The following is a 19,443-nucleotide window of genomic DNA, read 5'->3' as shown; positions in this document are numbered from 1 at the left end:
ATCGCCCAGCGTCTTGGTGTCGTTCCTAATGGCACGCCATCTGTCAACGATGCCTAGAAGCCATGCGGCGCGCCCAGTCGGTCAAGGCGATAGAACACAGGCCATGCGGCCGAATGGTATCACGGGGACCGGCTACCAAACACGATCTCAGGGTTGTTGCGGGCTAAACGGGAACAGATCAGGGCCGGATGGCGTCAGGCAGCACTGGGAACCCAAATGACTCTTCCAGGTTCCAGTTGAGCCGGCGGAAATACCCCTCCTTTCCCTGCGGACATCTCCGCCGGTCAATTCGAATATCAACGCGTCCAAGATTTCACCAGAGCGGATCGACTGCGCCGCCCTTGCTCGAACAAAAGTTGCGTTTAGCATTGAAATATACTTCTCTGTATGACGAAACAATAAAATATAAAAAAGTACATTTGTTTTTAATTGTTGTTAACCATGTGATACCCGAGATTATCCGGTTAACGCTTGAGGAAATTATTGAGGTTACGTCTCGCGCCTTACTGATATATGAGTTGTAGCAATGTGCGGATTCGGGGGCTATTTCGGTTCGATCCGGGATGCGGAAGCTTTGCTTGCGCGCATGACAGCTGCGATCGCCCATCGCGGGCCGGATGAGCAAGGGAAATTTGTAGCACCCGACGCTGGACTCGGGCATGCGCGGCTGTCCGTGATCGGGATCGGTGATGGCCAGCAACCGATGTCCGACGTGTCAGGCAATTTGACGATTGCGTTCAACGGCGAGATTTTCAACTACGTGGAATTGCGCGAAGGGCTGATAGCCAAGGGCCGACGCTTCCGCACGTCGAGCGACACAGAGGTCATCCTGCAGCTGTATGACGAGATGGGCGAGGACTGCCTGCCTCTCCTGAACGGTGATTTCGCCTTCGCGATATGGGATAACAGGCATCGGCGCATGGTGCTTGCACGAGACCGAATGGGTGTTCGGCCGCTGTTCTACACGAGCAAGGACGGAGTGCTTTACTTCGCCTCGGAGATCAAAGCCCTGCTGAAGGTCCCCGGCGTCTCGGCCGAAATCGATCCGCTTGCACTCGATCAGATATTTACGCTTTGGGCGCCGATTGCTCCGCGCACGGCTTTCCACAATATCCACGAGCTGGAGCCGGCAAGCGTGATGATCGCGACACAGGGTCAAGTCACGGTCAAACGCTATTGGCACCTGGACTATCCGCATCGGGACCAGCCGTCGAAAGTCACGAACGAGGACGACGCGGCCGAGGAACTGCAGGCCCTTTTGACCGATGCGGTGAGACTTCGCATGCGGGCCGACGTGCCGGTCGGCTCCTATCTTTCGGGCGGGCTCGATTCATCCCTTGTTTCGGCACTTGCCGCCGGCATGACTCCTCGGAGGCTGCAGACATTTTCCGTAACGTTCGACAGCACCGAGCACGACGAAAGCGCCTTCCAGACCGAGATGGCTTCTGCACTTGGCACCCATCATCGAGCCATCGCCTGCCGTCCCGGCGATATCGCTCGTGTCTTTCCGGAAGTCATCCGCTTTGCCGAGCGGCCGATCATCCGCACGGCCCCGGCGCCTCTCTACCAGCTGTCCAGCCTGGTCCGCCAGGCTGGCCTGAAGGTCGTGCTGACCGGCGAGGGCGCCGACGAGGTCTTCGCAGGCTACGATGTCTTTAAGGAAGCGCGTGTTCGCCGATTCTGCGGACGTCAGCCGGCATCGCGCATAAGGCCACAGCTGTTCCGCAGGCTTTATCCCTATCTGCCGGGTCTGCAACAGCAATCTGTGGAGTACCTGTCCGCATTCTTTGGCACCAGCAACACTGCCCTCAACGATCCGCTATTCTCGCATCGGCCGCGCTTCAAGACCACGGCTGCGGCGAAGATCTTCTTTTCCGGTGACCTGCGTGCGGCCTTGAAGGGCTATGACGCGGCCGAGGACCTAGTCAGCCGGTTGCCGCAAGCATTTTCGCTGTGGCATCCACTGCATCAGGCACAATATCTCGAAACCCGCTTCCTTCTGCCGGGTTATATCCTCTCCAGCCAAGGCGATCGCATGGCCATGGCGCATGGTATCGAAGGACGTTTCCCTTTCCTCGATCCTCGTTTGGTGGAATTCGCGGCAAGACTACCGCCGGAGATGAAGCTGAAGGGATTGTTGGAAAAGCACATACTGCGCAAGGCAGCCAAGCAGCTGCTTCCGACGGCGATCCGGGAGCGCACCAAACAACCTTACCGAGCCCCGGACGCAAGCTCCTTTGTTGGAGCCGGAGAACTGGATTATGTACGCGACTGCTTGAGCGAAGCGAGCATCGCTGCCGGCGGACTGTTCAACTTCAAGGCGGTGGCGAGCCTCCATGAGAAATGCCGCACTCAGCCAGTATCCGGGTTTCGCGACAACGCGGCCTTTGTCGGCATTTTGTCGACGCAGCTGTGGCAGAAGAATTTCACCGGCCAAGAGGTCGGCGCAGCACGAGCAGCTTGAGAGGGAAGGAAGTAAAATGGTTACAATCAAGGACAAGGTCAGAACGTTTATCGTCGACAACTTCTTGTTCGGCGACAAATCATTCCAGCTTGCAGATACGGACTCGCTGATCGAGAACGACATCATCGACTCGACCGCCGTGCTGGAATTGGTGGCATTCATCGAAGACGATTTCGGCATAGCGATGGTCGATTCCGACGTTGTGCCGGCCAATCTGGATTCGATTGAACGCCTCTCGTCCTTCATCAAGGCGAGAGCAGAAGCGCTGGCAGCGTAGGTGCAGTCAGCGAGGAGCGTCCATGCGGATCGAACATCTCCTGGCCGCCAAGGCCGCTGCCCATCCCGCCAAAACGGCATTGATCACCAAGGACAAAAGGCTGCGCTACGAAGAACTGGACGATCTTTCGAGCCGCCTGGCCGCCGCCCTTTTCGCGAACGGCGTCAGGCGCAACGACCGGGTCCTGATCTTCATGGACAATTGCTGGGAGGCCGCGGTTTCGATTTTCGCGGTCCTCAAGGCAGGGGCGACGTTCAGTCCGATCAACGCATCCACCAAGGCCGAAAAGCTTGCCTACATCATCGCTGATTGCGACCCTGCGGCGATCCTCACGCAAGCAAAACTGATGCCCGTTGTCGCGGAGGCGTGCGGATCGAGCGGCAAGACCGGCATCTTCGTGGCTTCCACCGCTGGTGCCGATAACCAATACCCGGCAGGTGCGACATCCCTGGCCGACTGCCTGACGCTCGAAGCCAGTGAGATCGACCACGGCGGCATCGACGTCGATCTGGCCATGCTCATCTACACCTCGGGCTCAACGGGCCGGCCCAAGGGCGTGATGATGTCGCACCGCAATAGCGACGCGGCCGCGGACTCCATCACCAACTATCTGCGCAACGCGCCAGACGACATCATTTTGAATGTTCTTCCGCTCGCCTTCGATTATGGCCTCTATCAGTTGCTGATGGCTGTCAGGCTCGGCGCCACGCTCGTGCTCGAAAAGTCCTTCGCTTTTCCTCAAGCGGTCTTTGAACGTATCCGCGAGGAGGGCGTCACCGGTCTTCCGCTCGTGCCCACGATGGCAGCGATGATCCTGCAGATGCGTGACCTGACGCCGGGTTTCCTGCCCAGCCTTCGCTATATTTCGAATACGGCGGCGGCGTTGCCGCAGGCGCACATAGAACGTCTGCGCTTCCTTTTTCCCGGTGTCAGGCTGTATTCGATGTATGGCCTGACGGAGTGCAAGCGCTGCACCTATCTGCCGCCCGAGGAGCTCGATCGCCGGCCGGGATCGGTCGGAATAGCCATTCCGAACACTGAAGCCTTCGTCGTCAACGAGGACGGGCAGCGAGTGCCATCGGGCGTTGCGGGTGAGTTGGTCATTCGCGGGCCGCATGTCATGCAGGGTTACTGGCGCAACGAAGCTGCAACCGAACGGACACTGCGGCCTGGCCCGAACCCTTGGGAGAAGGTTCTCTACACCGGCGATCTGTTCAGGACCGATGAGGACGGCTTTCTCTATTTCGTCGGGCGCAAGGACGACATCATAAAGACGCGGGGAGAGAAGGTGGCTCCGAAGGAAGTGGAAGCCGTGCTTCACGCCCATCCGGGCATCGCGGAGGCTGTTGTCGTCGGCGTGCCGGATCCCGTGCTTGGGCATGCGATCGGCGCACTTGTCATCCGCTCGGATCCGACGCTCAGCGAAAAGGATGTCATGCGCCACTGCGCGCGTCATCTCGAAGATTTCATGGTTCCCAAGGTCATCGAGTTCCGCTCGGAATTGCCAAAGACGGATACAGGCAAGGTCAGCCGCCGGCTTGCTGCAGAGATGATGGAGGCCGCGCAATGAGTGTTCGCCCCAGCGAGGACGCGCAGGCCATTCTGGCGCAGGCTCTGGCGATCGACCCCGGCGCCGAAACGGACAGGATCGTGACCGCTTTGCGCCAGCAGTTGCGCGGTATTCGCAAGCGGGGCCTCACGCTCGGTCTTTCCGGCGGGATCGATTCAAGCGTTTCGGTGGCGTTGGCAGCGCGCGCCGTCGGGCCTCAGAATGTATTGTGCCTGTTCATGCCGGAAAACGATTCCGATCCGGAAAGTCTGCGGCTCGGCCGCCTTGTCGCCGACACGTTCGGTGTCGAGGCTATTGTGGAGGATATCGGACCGACCCTGCGCGCCATGGGCTGCTACCAGCGTCGCGACGCCTTCATCCGCGAATTGGTCCCAGAATACAGCGAAGGCTGGGCCTCGAAGATCGTGATCGCGAACGCCCTCGAGAGTGAGGGCTACAATATTTCGTCGCTGGTGGTGCAGGACCCCAAGGGCAAGCAGACGAAAATAAGAATGCCGCTCCCGGTCTATCTCGGGATCGTCGCTGCCACCAACATGAAACAGCGCACCCGCAAGCAGATCGAATACTATCATGCCGATCGGCTGAACTTCGCCGTTCTTGGAACGCCGAACCGGCTGGAATACGATCAGGGATTCTTCGTCAAGAACGGTGACGGCGCGGCCGACGTCAAGCCGATCGCACATCTCTATAAAACGCAGGTCTATGCGCTGGCGGCCTATCTCGGCGTTCCCGAGGAAATCCGCAACCGGCCGCCTACCACCGATACCTACTCGCTGGCGCAGACGCAGGAGGAGTTTTACTTCTCGCTTCCCTATGACCGCATGGATATTTGCCTTTGCGGCCTCAACAAAGGCGTGGCGGCCGAAGTGGTCGGGCAGGCGGCGGGACTAGACGCCTCACAAGTGGAACGCGTCTGGGCAGACATCACCGCCAAGCGAAAAGCCACGCGCTATCTGCACCTGCGCCCGCAACTCGTTGATGAGGTTGAGGAAGTCGGTACCTGACCTGCCTCTCCAACCCGGCCACGGCGAGCGCTTCAGGTGAAGCGGCCGCCGATCAACTGGCTCCACTGCTCGCCCGCAAGCCCGTTCAGGAAAGCTTGTGAGTTCTTCATGGCATCCAAAAGCTCGGGATCGCGTGAATGCACCACGGTCGAGGCAACGGTCAGGAAAGCTATGCGTCGCCCAAGCATTGCTTCCAGAAGTGCAGGTTGAATGCGTCCGCGCAGGCCGCTGATGCCGCGCACGGTGGCATGATCGATCAGGCAGTCGATGACGGGACCCGCCTGGCCGGGGAGGGCGAGGATCTGCAACACGCGACCGATTTCACCCGTCCGTGCGTGATAGGCGAATGCGCCGACATTGGTGCCGACTGGCGATGTCACGGAAACGTAAACAAGCTCGCCCAGATCCGTCTTTTGTGCCGCATCGGTCAGGATATGATCGAGTAGGCCTTCCGCCCAAGCCGGGCGCAGGGCGAACTGGGCGGTCAACGGTTCGATCAGCTTGGCAAATGTGTGACTGTCGATTTCGGACATCCGAAAGGCTCCGTGGCCTGCCCCGTCCGCCGCCACACCGGACCAGCGTCGTTCGCTCGACTTCATTCGTCTGCAATAAAATCGGTCGAGGGCGTGGGCAAACGGACTGAGCATTCGGACAAGCTTCATGCGACTGGCGGAAAGGCCGAGCACAAAGGTCGACGGCCGCATTACGCGTACCCAGTCAAGGCTGTATTGCGGCAGGACCACGCCGCGCAGCCGGGTCCACAACTTCGTGGAGATATCATTGGCCGTCTCGCTGAAGGAGATGTCCTGCGGACCATCCAAATAAGCTTTCAACAAGCGAGCGCCGGCCATCGGGTCGCGCTCATGATCCTCGACCATGAGCGAGCTGCAAATGGCGGCTCGTAATTGTCGGCCGCTGAACTGCATCGGCAATACGTGAACGCCGACAAACCCAGAGACGCGGCCGGCGTCGTTGACATGGACAAGCGACCGCAGATCGCCTCCGCAACCCGGCGCCTCCAGATAAAACCGTCTCATATATTCGATGAGCGCGGCCGGCGCTTCGGTCCGTTCTTTGCGCAGCACGCGTTGAAACATGCCCGCGACTGCCGGAAGATCGGCACTTTCAAGGGCGCGAATGACGCTCAAACGCGGCTCCCGGCACCGGAGTCCCGTCCACCGCGTTTCCGGACCAAAGGAGAGCTGTGGTGTTGCGGCAAGGGCAGTCTCTTTGCTTGAAGGGATGAAACCAGCGTTGCTGTACCAACTTCGGGTAAACCGATGTTAAAGTTTTGGTAGCGAACCTCGTGCATTGGCGCGGCCTTGCTTCGTCGGCGTCGCGGAACGTCTGGCGAGGCCTCAGCCCTGAACCCGACAGCCTTGTAGAAGTTCAGCGCGTCAATATTCCGCCGCATGACTTCAAGGCAAAGCCCGGTTGAGCCGCAGGCGGCAAGGCGCTGATCGAGAAAGACCATCGCTCGCCTGCCGATGACTTTTCCGCGCGCCTGCGGCAACAGGTCGATATGGCCTTGCGAGGGATAGACGGCGAGCGCTTGCGGGACAGAAAAATCGGGATGATGGATCCGATGCCGCGCCCAATCGCTGCCGCGCCAACGGGAGCTATCGGGTCCAGGGTCGGCCACGCGTGCTTGAAGGTCGGGATACCACTTTGCGGCCAGGCTGGCATTGAAGGAATTTGTGTCGGCTGCGCCAAGGAGATAGCCGCAGGCACCCTCGGGATCATCGATGACGAAGGCCAGATCGGGTTGGAGGACCTGGTAGGAGATGGTGAAGGCCCGAGTAGATCCGGGTCGTCTTCGCGGCCGGTCGCGTCCTTGCCCGCATCACCGGTCTTCAGACAGATCATGGCAAGTGCCGGATGATCGGCTGTTGTTGCCGGCCGCAGGAAAAACCGTCACCGAAATCGAGGATCACGGCGGAAGGAGCCGAAAATCCTTGCCCTCGGGCAGCAATTGGCCGCCATCGACGACGATGGTCGTGCCGGTGATGTAGCTGGCATCGTCCGAGGCGAGGAACAGGAAGGCATTGGCCACGTCGCGCGGGCTGCCGAGCCGGCCGAGTGGAATGGAATCCTGCATGTTCTTGATATAGGCCGCGCCGCGGTGCATCTGGATTGCTTCGGTGAGGATGTTGCCGGGCTCAACGCCGTTGACAGTGACGCCGTAGCCGGAGAATTCCAGCGCCGCCGAACGGATGAAGCCGTTGATGCCGGCCTTGCTGGCGGCGTAGTGGCCGTGACCGGGGCTGGTGACGTGCGGGCCGGTAATCGACGAGGTGTAGAGCATGCGCCCGAAGCGCTGCGCCTTCATCGGCGCCAGCGCGGCAAGAGTGGCATTGAAGGTGCCGCGCAGATTGACGGCCATGACCCGGTCCCAGTCGTCCGGACTGGTGTTCTCGATGAGCTGCCAGGGGTAGATTCCGGCATTCTGGACCAGGATGTCGAGACGGCCGTGACGGTCGAGGGCCAGCGCCACGGCGGCCTCTGCATCGGCTATCTGCGAGATGTCGGTACAAATGAAGGCGGCGCCGAGTTCGTCCGCGGTCGCTTGCCCGGCCTCAACCTCGGTATCGGCCAGGACCAGCTTTGCGCCCTCTTCGGCAAAGCGTTGTGCGATGCCCTTGCCGATGCCGCGCGCACTGCCGACGATCAGCGCGACCCTGTTTTCGAGACGGCCAGTCATGCCAGCCTCTGGCGAATGGTTTGCTTGAATGCGTCGAGCAGCACGGCGGCGAGCACGAGCATGCCGTGGATCACTTGGGTGAAGTTGGCCGGCAGGCCCATGAGGTTGATCGCCGTGTTGATGGCCGACAGCAAAAGCACACCGGCATAGACGCCGGGCAAAGTGCCGACGCCACCCTTCAGACTGACACCGCCGATGACGACGGCGGCGAAGGCGTTGAACAGCAGGCCGACGCCCAGATTGGCGGTGGCGCCGGAGGTGCGGATCGCCAGCAGCCAGCCGGCAAGGCCGGCTATGGCGCCAGCGAGAACAAAGGCAATGACGAGGTTGCGGTTCACGCGGATGCCGGCGCGGAAGGTTGCGGTCTCGTTGCCACCGATCATGACGAGATGCCTGCCGAACGGTGTCTTGGCCATAATCAGCGAGAAGACCACGAAACACGAAATGGCGATCCAGGCGGTGAGGGGGAGGCCAAGGAGCCGCTGAATGCCGAACCAGCGGATCGCCGGAGCAAGGTCCTGCGCAGAGCGGCCGCCGGAAATAACCAGCACAAGGCCGCGCACCCAGATGTAGGACGCGAGCGTGATGATGAAAGCACTCATCTTCACTTTCACGACCAAATAGCCGTTGATGACGCCGATGATGCCGCCGACAATCAGGGCAAGCAGCAGCGAAACCGGAACCATCAGCCATTCCGGGTGCAACTGAACGCCAAGGCCGATACCCGCCGAGCAGAACAGGATGCCGACCGCCATGGCGCCGAGCGCCGCCACGGACTCGACCGACAGGTCCATGTGTCCAGTGATGATGACCAGCGCCAGGCCGATCGACATGACACCAAGCACACTCGACGCCTCTATGATGTTGGCGAAGATGCCGAGCTGGAAATAGTTTGGAATGAAAATGGAGAAGACCACCAGCACGAAGACCAGCATGAACCAGACGAGGTTGTCGAGGGCGAACTCGAGGGCGTGGCGCGTGCGGGGATTCATGTGCTGATCCGGCTGGCGCATGACCCCGAAAACCGAATCGATTTTTCCGGGATCGTGCGCGGATTGAAAATTGCTGCAGCGTCCCTGCGCGTTCGTTCTGACGTGCCGGGCTGCAGCGGTTAGGCTCCGGGCCAGCTTGGCCCGAAGCCCCAGGGGACCTTGCTATTCGATCGGCTTCACCGTGTCCGAGGGCGGTTTCATATTGCCCCAGAAGGCCGGGTTATCGACATTTTCCTTGGTGATCGCAGCGCCGGGGATCTTGATGTTCGGCCCCCAGGCTTCTTTGGTCACGGTCGACTTCAGGCCGAGCACTTCGTACTCTCCCGGCTTGATCTCCTGTTTGTTGACGACCTTGTCCATGAACATGGCGACGGCGGCGGCCTGAGCGTAGAGCGGCTGCTCGACTTCGACATTGAGCCAGCCCTTGCGGATCAGGTCGAGGCCGACCGGCGCACCGTTCGAGCTCATCAGCATAACGTCGCCCGGTTTCTTGCCGGCGGCCTCGAGCGAGGCGACGGCAGCGACCGAGAGATGCGCGGCGTGGCTGAAGATCAGGTCGATATCCGGGTTGGCGAGCATCTGGTCGGCAACGATGGTGCCGGCGTTGCTGGCTTCCCATTGCATGGCCGGAACCGAGATGATCTTGACGTCCGGAAATGCCTTCATCTTCTCCTCGAAACCCTTCTGGATATCGAGCGTGTAGGGATCGCCAGGATCGCCGAGCACCTGGAGGATTTTCCCCTTCACCGAGCCGTTCTTCGCCTTCAAGAGCTTCTCGGCCTGGTCGGCGGCGACGTAGCCGATCTCGACGGTTCCGGCCACCGATGTGAAGTCGGAGGGTGTCGAGGTGATCTGGCGGTCGAATTCGACCACCGGGATGCCGGCGGCGCGGGCGGCCTCGATGGACGGCTTCAACGCATTGAAATCGACGGCGGCGAGAATGATCGCCGACGGCTTGAGCGCGATGACGTCGTTCATCTGCGATTGCTGAGCGTCGGTCTTGTTATCGGCGTTCAGCGTTTTCATCTCGTAGCCGACCTGCTTCAGGAACAATTCCAGAGCGCTCACCGAGCCGGTCTGAAACTCGTCGAGTAGCGTCGGCACCATATAGTAGACGGTGCCCTTGGACTGGGCGAATGCCGGCGTGAGCGTGGCAAAGGCCAGTGCCAGGATACCGAAGACAGCAAGAAGTATTTTCTTCATGTCGTTCGCTCCTTTTGCGCCGGACCCCTCATTTTGTCCCTCAGCCAGCCGGTCCGGCACCGGCAAGCGTCTCTCCGGTGATCATGTTGATCACCGCGTCGGGACTTGTTTTGTTGCGCGCGACATCGCCCGCCACGACACCTTGCCGGATCACAACGATCCGGTCGGCGACCTGAAAGGCCTGCTGCATGATATGAGTAATGATGACGACGCCGATACCCTGGCTCGCCACCTGGCGGATCATGTCGAGACCGCGCCGCGTCTGCTCGACACCGAGTGCTGCGAACGGCTCGTCGAGAAGCACGAGCTTGCCGCCGAAATGCACGAATCGGTTGAGTTCGATAGCCTGTCGCTGACCGCCCGAGAGATGCTCGACATTGGTCCTGAGCGAGGGGATGCGCGTGCCGGCGCTGGTCAGCGCCTTCTTGACCACTTGCTCCATGGCGGGTTCGTCGAGCACGGGAACGCCAAGAAATTTCCTGGTGATCTCGCGGCCCATGAAGAAATTGGCGACCACGTCGACATTGGTGCAAAGCGAGAGGTCCTGGTAGACGGTCTCGATCCCCGCGGCCTTGGCCTCGGCGGGAGATTTGGCGAGGAATTCCTTTCCCTCGAACAGCATGCGGCCGGAGGTAGGCTCCAGCCCGCCGGCGATGATCTTGACCAGTGTCGATTTGCCGGCGCCGTTGTCGCCCAGAAGCGCCACCACCTCGCCCTTGCCGATCGAGAAGCTGATGCCCTTGAGCGCTTCGATGGCGCCATAGTTCTTGGTGACGTTGTCGAGCACCAGCAGGGGTTCGCTCATGCCAGGCTGAGTTCCGATCATGCCAGGCTGAGCTCCGCTCATGCCGCGATCCCCTTGCCTTGCAGGATGTCTCGCCCGCGTTCGCGCTCGGCGGTGAATATCTGGCCGAAGCGCGGCGAAAGCACTCCGGAAACTGCAAGTGCTGCGGCCCCGCGCAACACCGCATGCTGGCCGCCGCGTGCGACGGTGACACGGGGCGTCGTGCGGTCTCCTCGCGCCGAGACCGAGTTGGGAAGGTTCGCAACCGAACCGGCCAGCCGTTCAAGCAAATCGGTGGACGCAAGTCCGCCGAGGATGATGGTTTCGGGATCGAACAGGTTCTCGATGATGGTGAGGGCGATGCGGAAGATCGGCCCGACTTCATCAACCCAATCGGCGTCGCTGATGTTCCGGCGCCGCAGCGCCTCGAGCGAGAGGTATCTTTCGAGGCAGCCGCGATTGCCGCAGGGGCACGGCTCGCCAACCGGCACGACAGGGATGTGTCCGATTTCGCCGGCATTTCCCCAGGCGCCGCGCAAGGCGCTTCCGTCATGCACCATAACGCCGCCAAGACCGACACCGAAATAGAGATAGTAGTATTCGGAATATCCCGCTCCGAGGCCGTACAGGCGCTCGCCCATTGCCGCGGCCGCCATGTCGGTCTCAAAAAACGCGGGCAGGCCGGTCGAGGCCTCCAGCCGTTCCCGAAGCGCCACGTCCTTCCAGCCGGTCATCGTCGTCGGGCCGATAAAGCTCATCGATTCCACGCCGAAAGGGCCGGGCAGCGCCATGCCGATGCCGAGAACGCGACCGCCAGGGCGCAATCCGGTCAATTCAAGCACCATCGCGCCGATCAGCTCGAAGGCATGGTCGGGCGTTGCGCTGGGAGCCTCGCGGTAGGTGCTCTCGATCACGTCACCGCTCAAATTGATCAGCGCCGCATTGATGCCGAGGGGAGTGACGTGGATGCCGACGGCGTAGCCGCCCTCCGGGTTGATCCGCAGGGTCGCCGGAGGCAGCCCGCGCCCCCGCGGCTCTTCGCGCATGGACAGAACGTAGCCATGTTCTTCCAGCTCGCGAACGATGGTCGACACCGTTTGCACGGTGAGCCCGACCCGCCTGGCAATGTCGCCGCGAGTGATCGGGCCGTGGAGGCGGATGGATTCGAGGACGATGCGCCTGTTGTAAGGCCGCCCGAATTCCTGATTGGTCCCCCGCAGTGCCATGTCTTGCGCCCTTAGGAAACATAAGGTTCGCACCGAATATTTATTCAGTCAAATGGAATTCAAAAATAATTTTGCGCGGGATCCCGGTTATGTAGCGTTCCTTAGTGCCCCCCTCTGTCCTGCCGGACATCCTCCCCACAAGGAGGGAGATTGGCAGCTTCGGCGCGGTGCTCATTCATGAAACGTTGGAGACTGGCGAAAGCCGGGACGACCGCCGATCTCCCCCCATGTGGGGGAGATGCCAATTTTTGACAAAGAGGGCAGGACAGAGGGGGTACTGTCCCGCCAGCCCCAAAAAGCAGGTACAACCTATAGGCTGCAACTAATGCCAGGGAATTAGATCAGAGGTACTGTGCGACCTTCTTGCCGACCCTCAGGAAGCGCAGCGGGTCGATGGCTTCGCCATTGTGGCGGATCTCGTAATGCAGATGCGGGCCGGTTGAGCGGCCGCTGCTGCCGGTCTTGCCGATGACGTCGCCGGCGTTGAGCCTCTCGCCGACGGTCACGCTGATTTTGCTGAGATGCCCATAGCGCGTCGCAAAGCCATTGCCATGGTCGACCTCGACCATGCGGCCATAGCCGCCGTTCCAGCCGGCCTTGACGACGACACCGGGCGCCGTGACCTTGGCGGGCATTCCGGTCGGCGCTCTGAAATCCATCCCCGAATGCAGCGCGGCGGTGCCGAGGAGCGGGTCGGTGCGCACGCCGAATGGGCTGGTGACCGAACGGCCGGGGGCAGGATTGGCGAGCGGCAGCCGTCGCGCCTCGGTCTTCAGGCGGTCGAGCGCGTCCAGCGCCTCGTCAAGTTCTCTTACCTTGCTGTCGAACATCATCGAACTGTCGAGCGGTATCAGCGGACCGCCGGCATCGCTCTTGCCGAAATCGCTGTCGACCGGCAGGCCAGCCGCCTCAAGCGCCTGTGAAATCGCATCGGCGTTTCTGTAGGCGTTGTCGGCAAGCGCGGTGATGCGGGTGAGCTGCTGGCTCTCTATGGCCTTGAGCGACTCGTTGATCGACACGAACAGTCTGTCGGCACGATCGGCCGCCGTGTCGCTCGGCAGCGGATCGGAGCGGGTCGACCATAAGGAGAACGGCCTGGTGTCGCCACCGCCAAGACTGGCGCCGACGCTGGCAACCGAATAGGCCTGCGGCTGGGCGTCGGTCCCGCCGGCGCGTTTGTCCGGCTTTGCGGACGCAGGTGGCGCTCCGACGTCGCTCCCGGTGCGTTCGAGGATCGGGCCGAGGCGGCCATGGCGCAGGCTGAGCTGGGTCTGTCGCTCCAGCAGTTCGCCAACCTTGGTTTCCATGAGCTGCTGGTCGAGAAGCTGGCGGCTGGTGATCCGGTCGACCTGGGCGCGTAGCGCGGAGATGCGGTCCTCATAGGCCTGCTGCATGCGCGCCTGCCGCGCCGTGGTCGCGCCGATCAGGTCGTCGCGCAGCACGAGGTAGGAGGTCGCCAGCAGATAGCCTATGGCCATCGCTGCCAGCGCGGAGCCGCAAAATGCGGCAACCCATGGCCGTATGGTAAAATGCCTTATCTCGTTGCCCCGGGCGATAATGACCGTGTGGGGCTCCTTGCGCCTGCCAAAGACCGTTGACTGACTGGCTACGTTCACGGGACCAAGCTTTCGTTACGACACCAAACGACAAGCCTGATTACACATCATTAAGGTTAACGGTCGGTTGCTTGCGCGCAACGCCTTACACCCATGTGTTGTGCCCGAATTAGCGTGAGGCGCAGATTTTGCGCGTCTCACGCCTCACGTTGGCTGCCGTCAAAGCGCCCGCACCGCCTCCAGCACCGCCTCGGCGTGGCCCTTGACGCGAACGTTCCGCCAGATCCTGGCAATTCGTCCGTCGCTGCCGATCAGGAACGTTGCACGCTCGACGCCCATATAGCGGCGGCCATAAAGCTTCTTCTCGACCCACAGACGATAGGCTTCGATCACCTTGCGCTCCTCGTCGGCGACAAGATCGACGGTGAGGCCGTATTTCGATTTGAATTTGTCGTGTTTTTCGGACGCTGTCCGGCGACAGGCCGATCACGACGGCACCGAGCTTTTCGAATTCCGGCTTCAACTGCGAAAAGCCGATCGCCTCATTGGTGCAGCCTGTGGTGTCGTCCTGCGGATAGAAGTAAAGTACGACCGGCTTTCCCAGCAATGCCGCGAGGTTGAGTGATCCGCCGCCGTCTCGGGGAAGTTCGAATTGCGGCGCAAGCTCGCCGACGTCGAGATCAGCCATATCGATGCCCTTGTTTGTGGTTACGCGCCAAGCCGCATCGATATAATGTCAAACCGGGATTCGTCCACCGGTCGAGTTCGTTCAACGGAAAATTGCGTGGATCAGGAGCAGCCGCAGCACGAGAAGATCAGATTCAGGCGTGATGAGATCACCGACCTGGGGGCCTTCCCGTCCGCGTGCCGCGTGCCGCCGCTCGGCCAAGCGTCGATCGGCCGCGGCGTTCGTGTTCTTGCACGGCTGTTTGCCGGCCTTGTGGCCCTCGTGCTGCTGGCCGTTGTCGCTGTGTATGCGATCGGCATTTCCGGTTTCGGCACCGAGCGGCTGCGGACCGAGGCGGAAATAGCCATCGAGAAATTGGCCGGCGTCGACGTCGATGTTGCGGTCGGACCGGCCCGTCTCACGCTCGACGGATCGAGCTTCATCGCGCTGCAGGTCAGCGACGTCAGCCTCAAGACCGCCGACGGCAAGCCGATGGCCGATGCCGGACGGGTCCGCTTCGGCATTAGGCTGATACCGCTGCTTTCCGGCGAGGTGCGGCTCACCAGCGCCAGGATTTCCGACGCGCGCATCATGATGGCGGCGATCCCGACTGCTGGCGACTGGACGGCGGCGCTGCGCAATGACGACGGCCTCATCGATCCGGAAAGACTATCCGATGCGGTCTTTGCCAACCTCAACCGCGCGCTCGACACGGTGCAGGTGGATTCGATGCGCCAGATCGACCTCAGCAATGTCGACCTCGTTCTGCCTGAGGCCGGCGCGGTCAAACTGGTCCGGATCACCGACGCCACCGTTGCGCAGTCGGGGCCGGGCGGCATGGAGTTTTCATCCTACGCGGATGTCGACGGCAGGGCACTCACCGTCGCTGCCACAGCCACCCGCGATACGACGACGCGGCTCGTGACGGCATTGGATGCGAGCGTCGAGATGGCGGAGGCCGGCAAGGCCGCGGCAGCGCCAGGCGGGAAGCTGGGCGCGATTGCCTTGAAGTTGGCGGGATCGGAAGGATCCGGCGAGAACGCGTCGCGGCTGACGGCCTCGTTGTCGCTCGCCGGCTCCGTGCTCGATCTCGGCCCGCGTGCGGGGATGCTTCCAGCCGATGTCGATCTCGATGCGACGCTTGTCGCCGGCGCCAACAAGATACAGGTGGACAGGCTGCAGGTGAGGACCGGTCGCTCGACGTTCGATTTCGCCGGTTCGATCGGGCCGAAGCCGGCGACTGGAACAACGGGCGAGGAGCCGTCCTATCGCTACGACCTGACCAGCGACCGTTCGACGCTGGCGCCTTTGGAATCATCTGAACCTGCGCTGGATTTCATCGCCCGCGTCGCCGGCGTCTACCAGACCAGGAGCCATAAGCTCGTGGCCGAGCAGATCGGGATCAGGTCCGGGGGAGCCAGCGAGGCGCTGGGCACGGCGTCGGTCGAGTTCGTTGAGGCAAAGGTGCCGGGCATATCCGTTGCCTTCAACGTCCACGACATGCCGGTCTCGCATGTCAAGCAGTTGTGGCCCTGGTTTTCCGCGCGAAACGCCCGCCTTTGGGTGCTGAAGAACCTGTTCGGCGGCCGCGTCGTTGACGCCAGCCTGCAGTTCCAGGTTGTGCCGGGGCGCCTGGGCAACGGGATTCCGCTATCTTCCGATGAAGTGTTCGGCCGTTTCCAGATCGAAGGAGCGCGCTTCGATACGGCCGGTCACATTCCGCCTATACGCGATGCCGTCGGCGTTGTTGAATTCCACGGCAACGACGTCGACGTCAGGCTCTCCTCGGGCAACGTCTATATGGTCAGCGGCCGCACGGTGGCGGCGAGCAACGGCACGATGACGGTCAAGGCGGCAAACCGCCCGCCGGTGATCGGCGCGCTCGACATCGACGTCGCCGGCGAGGCGTCTGCAATCGCCGAACTCGCCTCCTATGAGCCGATCAACGCCATGCGCCATGTCGGCCTGCTGCCGGACGACCTGTCCGGCACGGTGACCGGCCACGTGAGAGCGGACATTCCGTTGCAATCTGGCGTCGACACCTCGAAGCTCGATTGGCTGGTGGCGCTCGACTACAAGGACCTGTCGCTGGCCAAGCCGTTCGAAGGCCAGGCAGTGACGCAGGCCAACGGTTCGATCACTGTCGAGCCCAATCGGGCCGTGATCTCCGCCAAGGCGCTGCTGAACGGCATTCCAGCCGAGCTCGACCTGATCGAGCCGCTCAACAATGCCGGGCCGCCACGCAGCCGGAAAGTGGCGCTGGTGCTCGACGACAAGATGCGCGCAACCGCCATGCCTGGCCTGTCGGCGCTGCTTTCCGGAACCATCAAGGTTGCGATCGACAAGAGCGGCGGCAGCAACCAGACTGTTTCGGCGGACCTGACCAACGCCAGGCTGGACATTCCGTGGGCAGGCTGGAGCAAGGGACCCGGCATTCCAGCCAAGGTCACATTTGCCATGACCAAGTCCGGCGACACCACGACGCTGTCCGACTTCGACCTGGATGGAAAGACTTTTTCGATCGACGGCGGCGTGGTGCTGGTCAACGGCGCCCTGTCCTCGGCGCGGTTCAGCAAGGTCACGTTGAACCGGGGAGACGACGTTGCCGTGTCGGTGAAACGATCGGGCAAGGGCTACGCTATCGACATCAGCGGCAACGCGCTGGACGCACGCTCGCTGATCAAGCAATTCACGTCCGATGTCGACACCGCCACCAAGGCCACGGGTTCCGACGCAATTTCCGTCAGCGCCGATGTCAATTCCCTGACCGGCTTCCACAACGAGACACTGTCGAACCTGAAGCTCGACTACAGCGCCGCCGGCTCCAGGGTGAACGGGCTCAGGGTGAGCGCCACGGCAAGTTCGGGTGCTGCCATAAGCATCAGCAATACGACCGGCGCCGGCAGGCGCGCCCTCAACATGACGTCGGCCGATGCCGGCGCCATCCTGCGGTTCCTCAACATTTACGAGCATATGGAGGGCGGTTCGATCACACTGGCGCTCGCGGGGGCAAGCGATGGGCCGATGAAGGGCCAGGTCGATTCGAGCAACTTCTTCGTGGTCAACGAGCCGAAACTCGCCTCGCTCGTATCGACGACGCCGGCCGGCGACAGCCGCAGCCTCAACGAAGCCGTCAAAGCCAATATCGACACGTCGAGAGTGAAGTTCGAGCGCGGCTTTTCCGAGATCGAGAAGGGCGCCGGCTATCTCAAGCTGGCCAATGGCGTGCTGCGCGGTCCACGCATCGGCACCACCTTCCAGGGCACGCTCTACGACCGGAACAACAACATGGACATGACCGGCACGTTCATGCCGGTCTATGGCCTCAACCGCATCTTCGGCGAACTTCCGCTTTTCGGCGCGCTGCTCGGCAATGGCCGCGATCGCGGCCTGATCGGCGTGACCTACCGGCTCAGGGGCGATGCCAACAAACCGAAACTGGACGTCAATCCGCTGTCGGTGATCGCGCCCGGAATTTTCAGGTCGATCTTCGAGTATCGGTGAGGTCAAACCGCAATCACTTCAAGCGACCGAGTCTTGACCCAAAGCGGACTCTAGCTCGCCCCGGCTGAATAGACGACGGTTTCCGCGCACGTAAGGAATGGCAGCTTTGCGCCCAATGTCGGCCGTCGAGGCCAGCTTTGCCACTTTCCGTAAGCATTGCCGGCATACATATTGAGGTCGCGGTTTCCTTCCCTGGAGGCTTTCCGACGCCGGCCCCCTGCCGGAGGACAGGCTTTCGCTTGGGCCGGCATCCGAAACCCTACACATGACCGCACGTTCCCGGCACCTCTCCAAAGCGGGCGTTCGCGCTAGCGGGAGTTGCCCCAAGGGGTAGTCCAACTTCTGGCGGTCCCACAGCCTAGCCCTGGACGGTCTTACTCCGCCCGCACACTCGGCACCTATCGCCGTGGTCATCGGCTCGCACTGACTTGCGTCAATAGACGGGGCAGCCGCGCTCGCGGCCGAAAGTCAGATAGACGCGCTCACCATCGCGCGACCGACCGCGCACTTCGATGGTGCGACGACCCGCCGAGACGATGCGTGCCCGTCGGACACCTATCCGCTCGGCCTTGTCGAGCGCTTGGCCTTCCGTGCAGCCGCGACGAACGACCCGCTGCTCGACATAACGATCTTCGTAGCAGTCATCGTCTTCGTAAGGATCGCAACGTTCGCGCGTGCGCAGTTGCGGGCCATCGCGGCCGATGCTGAACTCGAATTCTTGTGCCGCGGTGGAGCCGGTAATCAGCGGCAAGCCCGAAATGCCCATTGCCAAGGCAAGGACCGTATTGATCAGGAAATTGCGCATAGTCGGTCCTCCGTTTAACACCACAACGATTTGGGAGGGCTTGGGTTTCAGCAGACCACGTGGTTTCTTTGGGGCATGGGGATAATCTGGAACCGTCTATCGGCAGCGGTTCCAGATTTCGATAGCAAAGTGCGACACGCAGCTCGGCCTGCGCTGAGCAAGGGCGGCGCTTACAGACCAGCTAGCTGATTGATCTTCGCTGCCATGATGAAATCGTTCTCGTGCAGGCCTCTGATCTTATGGGTCTGCAGCGAGATTTCCGCGTAGCCCCAGCCGAAGCAGATTTCCGGATGGTGCCCTTCCTCTTCCGCCAACCGGCCGACCCCGTCGACGAAGGTGAGTGCTTCCCGGAAATCCGCAAACTTAAATTTGCGGCGTATCAGGTGTCCGGCCTCCAGAAGATTCCAGCCGGGCGTCTGGGAAAGATATCCGCTGGCTTCCTTCTCGGTCAGCGGCGGTATGCCGCCGCGGCAAGGTGTACAGGTTTTCTGGGCAATGCTCTCTGCCATGACGATCTCCCCTTCTTGTTCCAAGTGGAGCGACCACTGTTTACCGCACTCGATATTTACTCGCATAGTGCTTACGGAGAAACTTGCGAATCTGATCGGCAAGGCGCTTGTTGTCCGTCTCCCTCGGCCGATCGCGGCGCTTTTGTCGACTCGGTCGATCGGTACCCCGGCTCCGTTTCGG

General features: G+C 61.5%; 14 protein-coding genes and 1 pseudogene. 5 read left to right on the top strand and 10 right to left on the bottom strand.

Features of this window, described 5'->3' with window-relative positions:
* Window positions 1–526: 526 nt before the first annotated feature.
* From asnB to nadE, 4 genes are read left to right on the top strand one after another with little or no spacing between them, the layout of a single operon-like run.
* Complete coding sequence (asnB, locus tag CIT25_RS35125) at window positions 527–2,464, top strand: asparagine synthase (glutamine-hydrolyzing) (protein ID WP_095489622.1); 1,938 nt, start codon at window positions 527–529, stop codon at window positions 2,462–2,464.
* Window positions 2,465–2,480: 16 nt separating this feature from the next.
* Entirely contained in the window at window positions 2,481–2,741 is a 261-nt protein-coding gene (locus CIT25_RS35120) for an acyl carrier protein (RefSeq protein WP_095489621.1), read from the top strand.
* A gap of 22 nt (window positions 2,742–2,763) precedes the next feature.
* Window positions 2,764–4,311 carry a class I adenylate-forming enzyme family protein gene (locus CIT25_RS35115; RefSeq protein ID WP_095489620.1) on the top strand — a complete coding sequence of 516 codons (1,548 nt, stop codon included), beginning with the start codon at window positions 2,764–2,766 and terminating at the stop codon, window positions 4,309–4,311.
* Complete coding sequence (gene nadE / locus CIT25_RS35110; protein WP_095489619.1) at window positions 4,308–5,315, top strand: NAD(+) synthase; 1,008 nt, start codon at window positions 4,308–4,310, stop codon at window positions 5,313–5,315. Before CIT25_RS35115 ends, nadE begins: the two co-directional genes overlap by 4 nt.
* A gap of 32 nt (window positions 5,316–5,347) precedes the next feature.
* Here nadE and CIT25_RS35105 read toward each other — a convergent pair whose 3' ends face one another.
* The 8 genes and pseudogenes from CIT25_RS35105 to CIT25_RS35065 all read right to left on the bottom strand — a co-directional run bounded on the left by CIT25_RS35105 (window position 5,348) and on the right by CIT25_RS35065 (window position 14,465).
* Window positions 5,348–6,463 carry a hypothetical protein gene (locus CIT25_RS35105; RefSeq protein WP_095489618.1) on the bottom strand — a complete coding sequence of 372 codons (1,116 nt, stop codon included), beginning with the start codon at window positions 6,461–6,463 and terminating at the stop codon, window positions 5,348–5,350.
* A gap of 782 nt (window positions 6,464–7,245) precedes the next feature.
* A complete protein-coding gene (locus CIT25_RS35095) occupies window positions 7,246–8,016 on the bottom strand; it encodes an SDR family oxidoreductase (RefSeq protein WP_095489617.1) in 771 nt (256 codons plus the stop codon).
* The gene (locus CIT25_RS35090; RefSeq protein WP_095489697.1) at window positions 8,013–9,008 is read right to left on the bottom strand and encodes an ABC transporter permease; all 996 of its coding nucleotides are present in this window, start codon (window positions 9,006–9,008) and stop codon (window positions 8,013–8,015) included. Before CIT25_RS35090 ends, CIT25_RS35095 begins: the two co-directional genes overlap by 4 nt.
* 162 nt (window positions 9,009–9,170) lie before the next feature.
* A complete protein-coding gene (locus tag CIT25_RS35085) occupies window positions 9,171–10,211 on the bottom strand; it encodes a sugar ABC transporter substrate-binding protein (RefSeq protein WP_095489616.1) in 1,041 nt (346 codons plus the stop codon).
* A gap of 40 nt (window positions 10,212–10,251) precedes the next feature.
* The gene (locus tag CIT25_RS35080) at window positions 10,252–11,016 is read right to left on the bottom strand and encodes an ATP-binding cassette domain-containing protein (RefSeq protein WP_095489696.1); all 765 of its coding nucleotides are present in this window, start codon (window positions 11,014–11,016) and stop codon (window positions 10,252–10,254) included.
* Window positions 11,017–11,054: 38 nt separating this feature from the next.
* Window positions 11,055–12,221, bottom strand: coding sequence for an ROK family transcriptional regulator (locus CIT25_RS35075; RefSeq protein WP_095489615.1), 1,167 nt, complete (start codon window positions 12,219–12,221; stop codon window positions 11,055–11,057).
* Between the two features lie 341 nt (window positions 12,222–12,562).
* Complete coding sequence (locus CIT25_RS35070; RefSeq protein WP_095489614.1) at window positions 12,563–13,837, bottom strand: M23 family metallopeptidase; 1,275 nt, start codon at window positions 13,835–13,837, stop codon at window positions 12,563–12,565.
* Between the two features lie 159 nt (window positions 13,838–13,996).
* Window positions 13,997–14,465, bottom strand: a pseudogene (locus CIT25_RS35065) (peroxiredoxin).
* Window positions 14,466–14,561: 96 nt separating this feature from the next.
* Here CIT25_RS35065 and CIT25_RS35060 point away from each other — a divergent pair.
* Complete coding sequence (locus CIT25_RS35060; RefSeq protein ID WP_095489613.1) at window positions 14,562–17,948, top strand: YhdP family protein; 3,387 nt, start codon at window positions 14,562–14,564, stop codon at window positions 17,946–17,948.
* Window positions 17,949–18,381: 433 nt separating this feature from the next.
* On the opposite strand, the gene CIT25_RS35055 is transcribed toward CIT25_RS35060, so the two are convergent.
* Together CIT25_RS35055 and CIT25_RS35050 are read right to left on the bottom strand one after the other, a co-directional pair.
* Complete coding sequence (locus CIT25_RS35055; RefSeq protein WP_095489612.1) at window positions 18,382–18,753, bottom strand: hypothetical protein; 372 nt, start codon at window positions 18,751–18,753, stop codon at window positions 18,382–18,384.
* A gap of 170 nt (window positions 18,754–18,923) precedes the next feature.
* Entirely contained in the window at window positions 18,924–19,262 is a 339-nt protein-coding gene (locus CIT25_RS35050; RefSeq protein ID WP_095489695.1) for a 4a-hydroxytetrahydrobiopterin dehydratase, read from the bottom strand.
* Between the last annotated feature and the right edge of the window lie 181 nt (window positions 19,263–19,443).

The organism is Mesorhizobium mediterraneum (genome assembly GCF_002284565.1).
Taxonomy (GTDB): Bacteria; Pseudomonadota; Alphaproteobacteria; order Rhizobiales; family Rhizobiaceae; genus Mesorhizobium; species Mesorhizobium mediterraneum.
The sequence above is the reverse complement of the archived record's forward strand: the minus strand, read 5'-3'. Positions and strand labels throughout refer to the sequence as shown.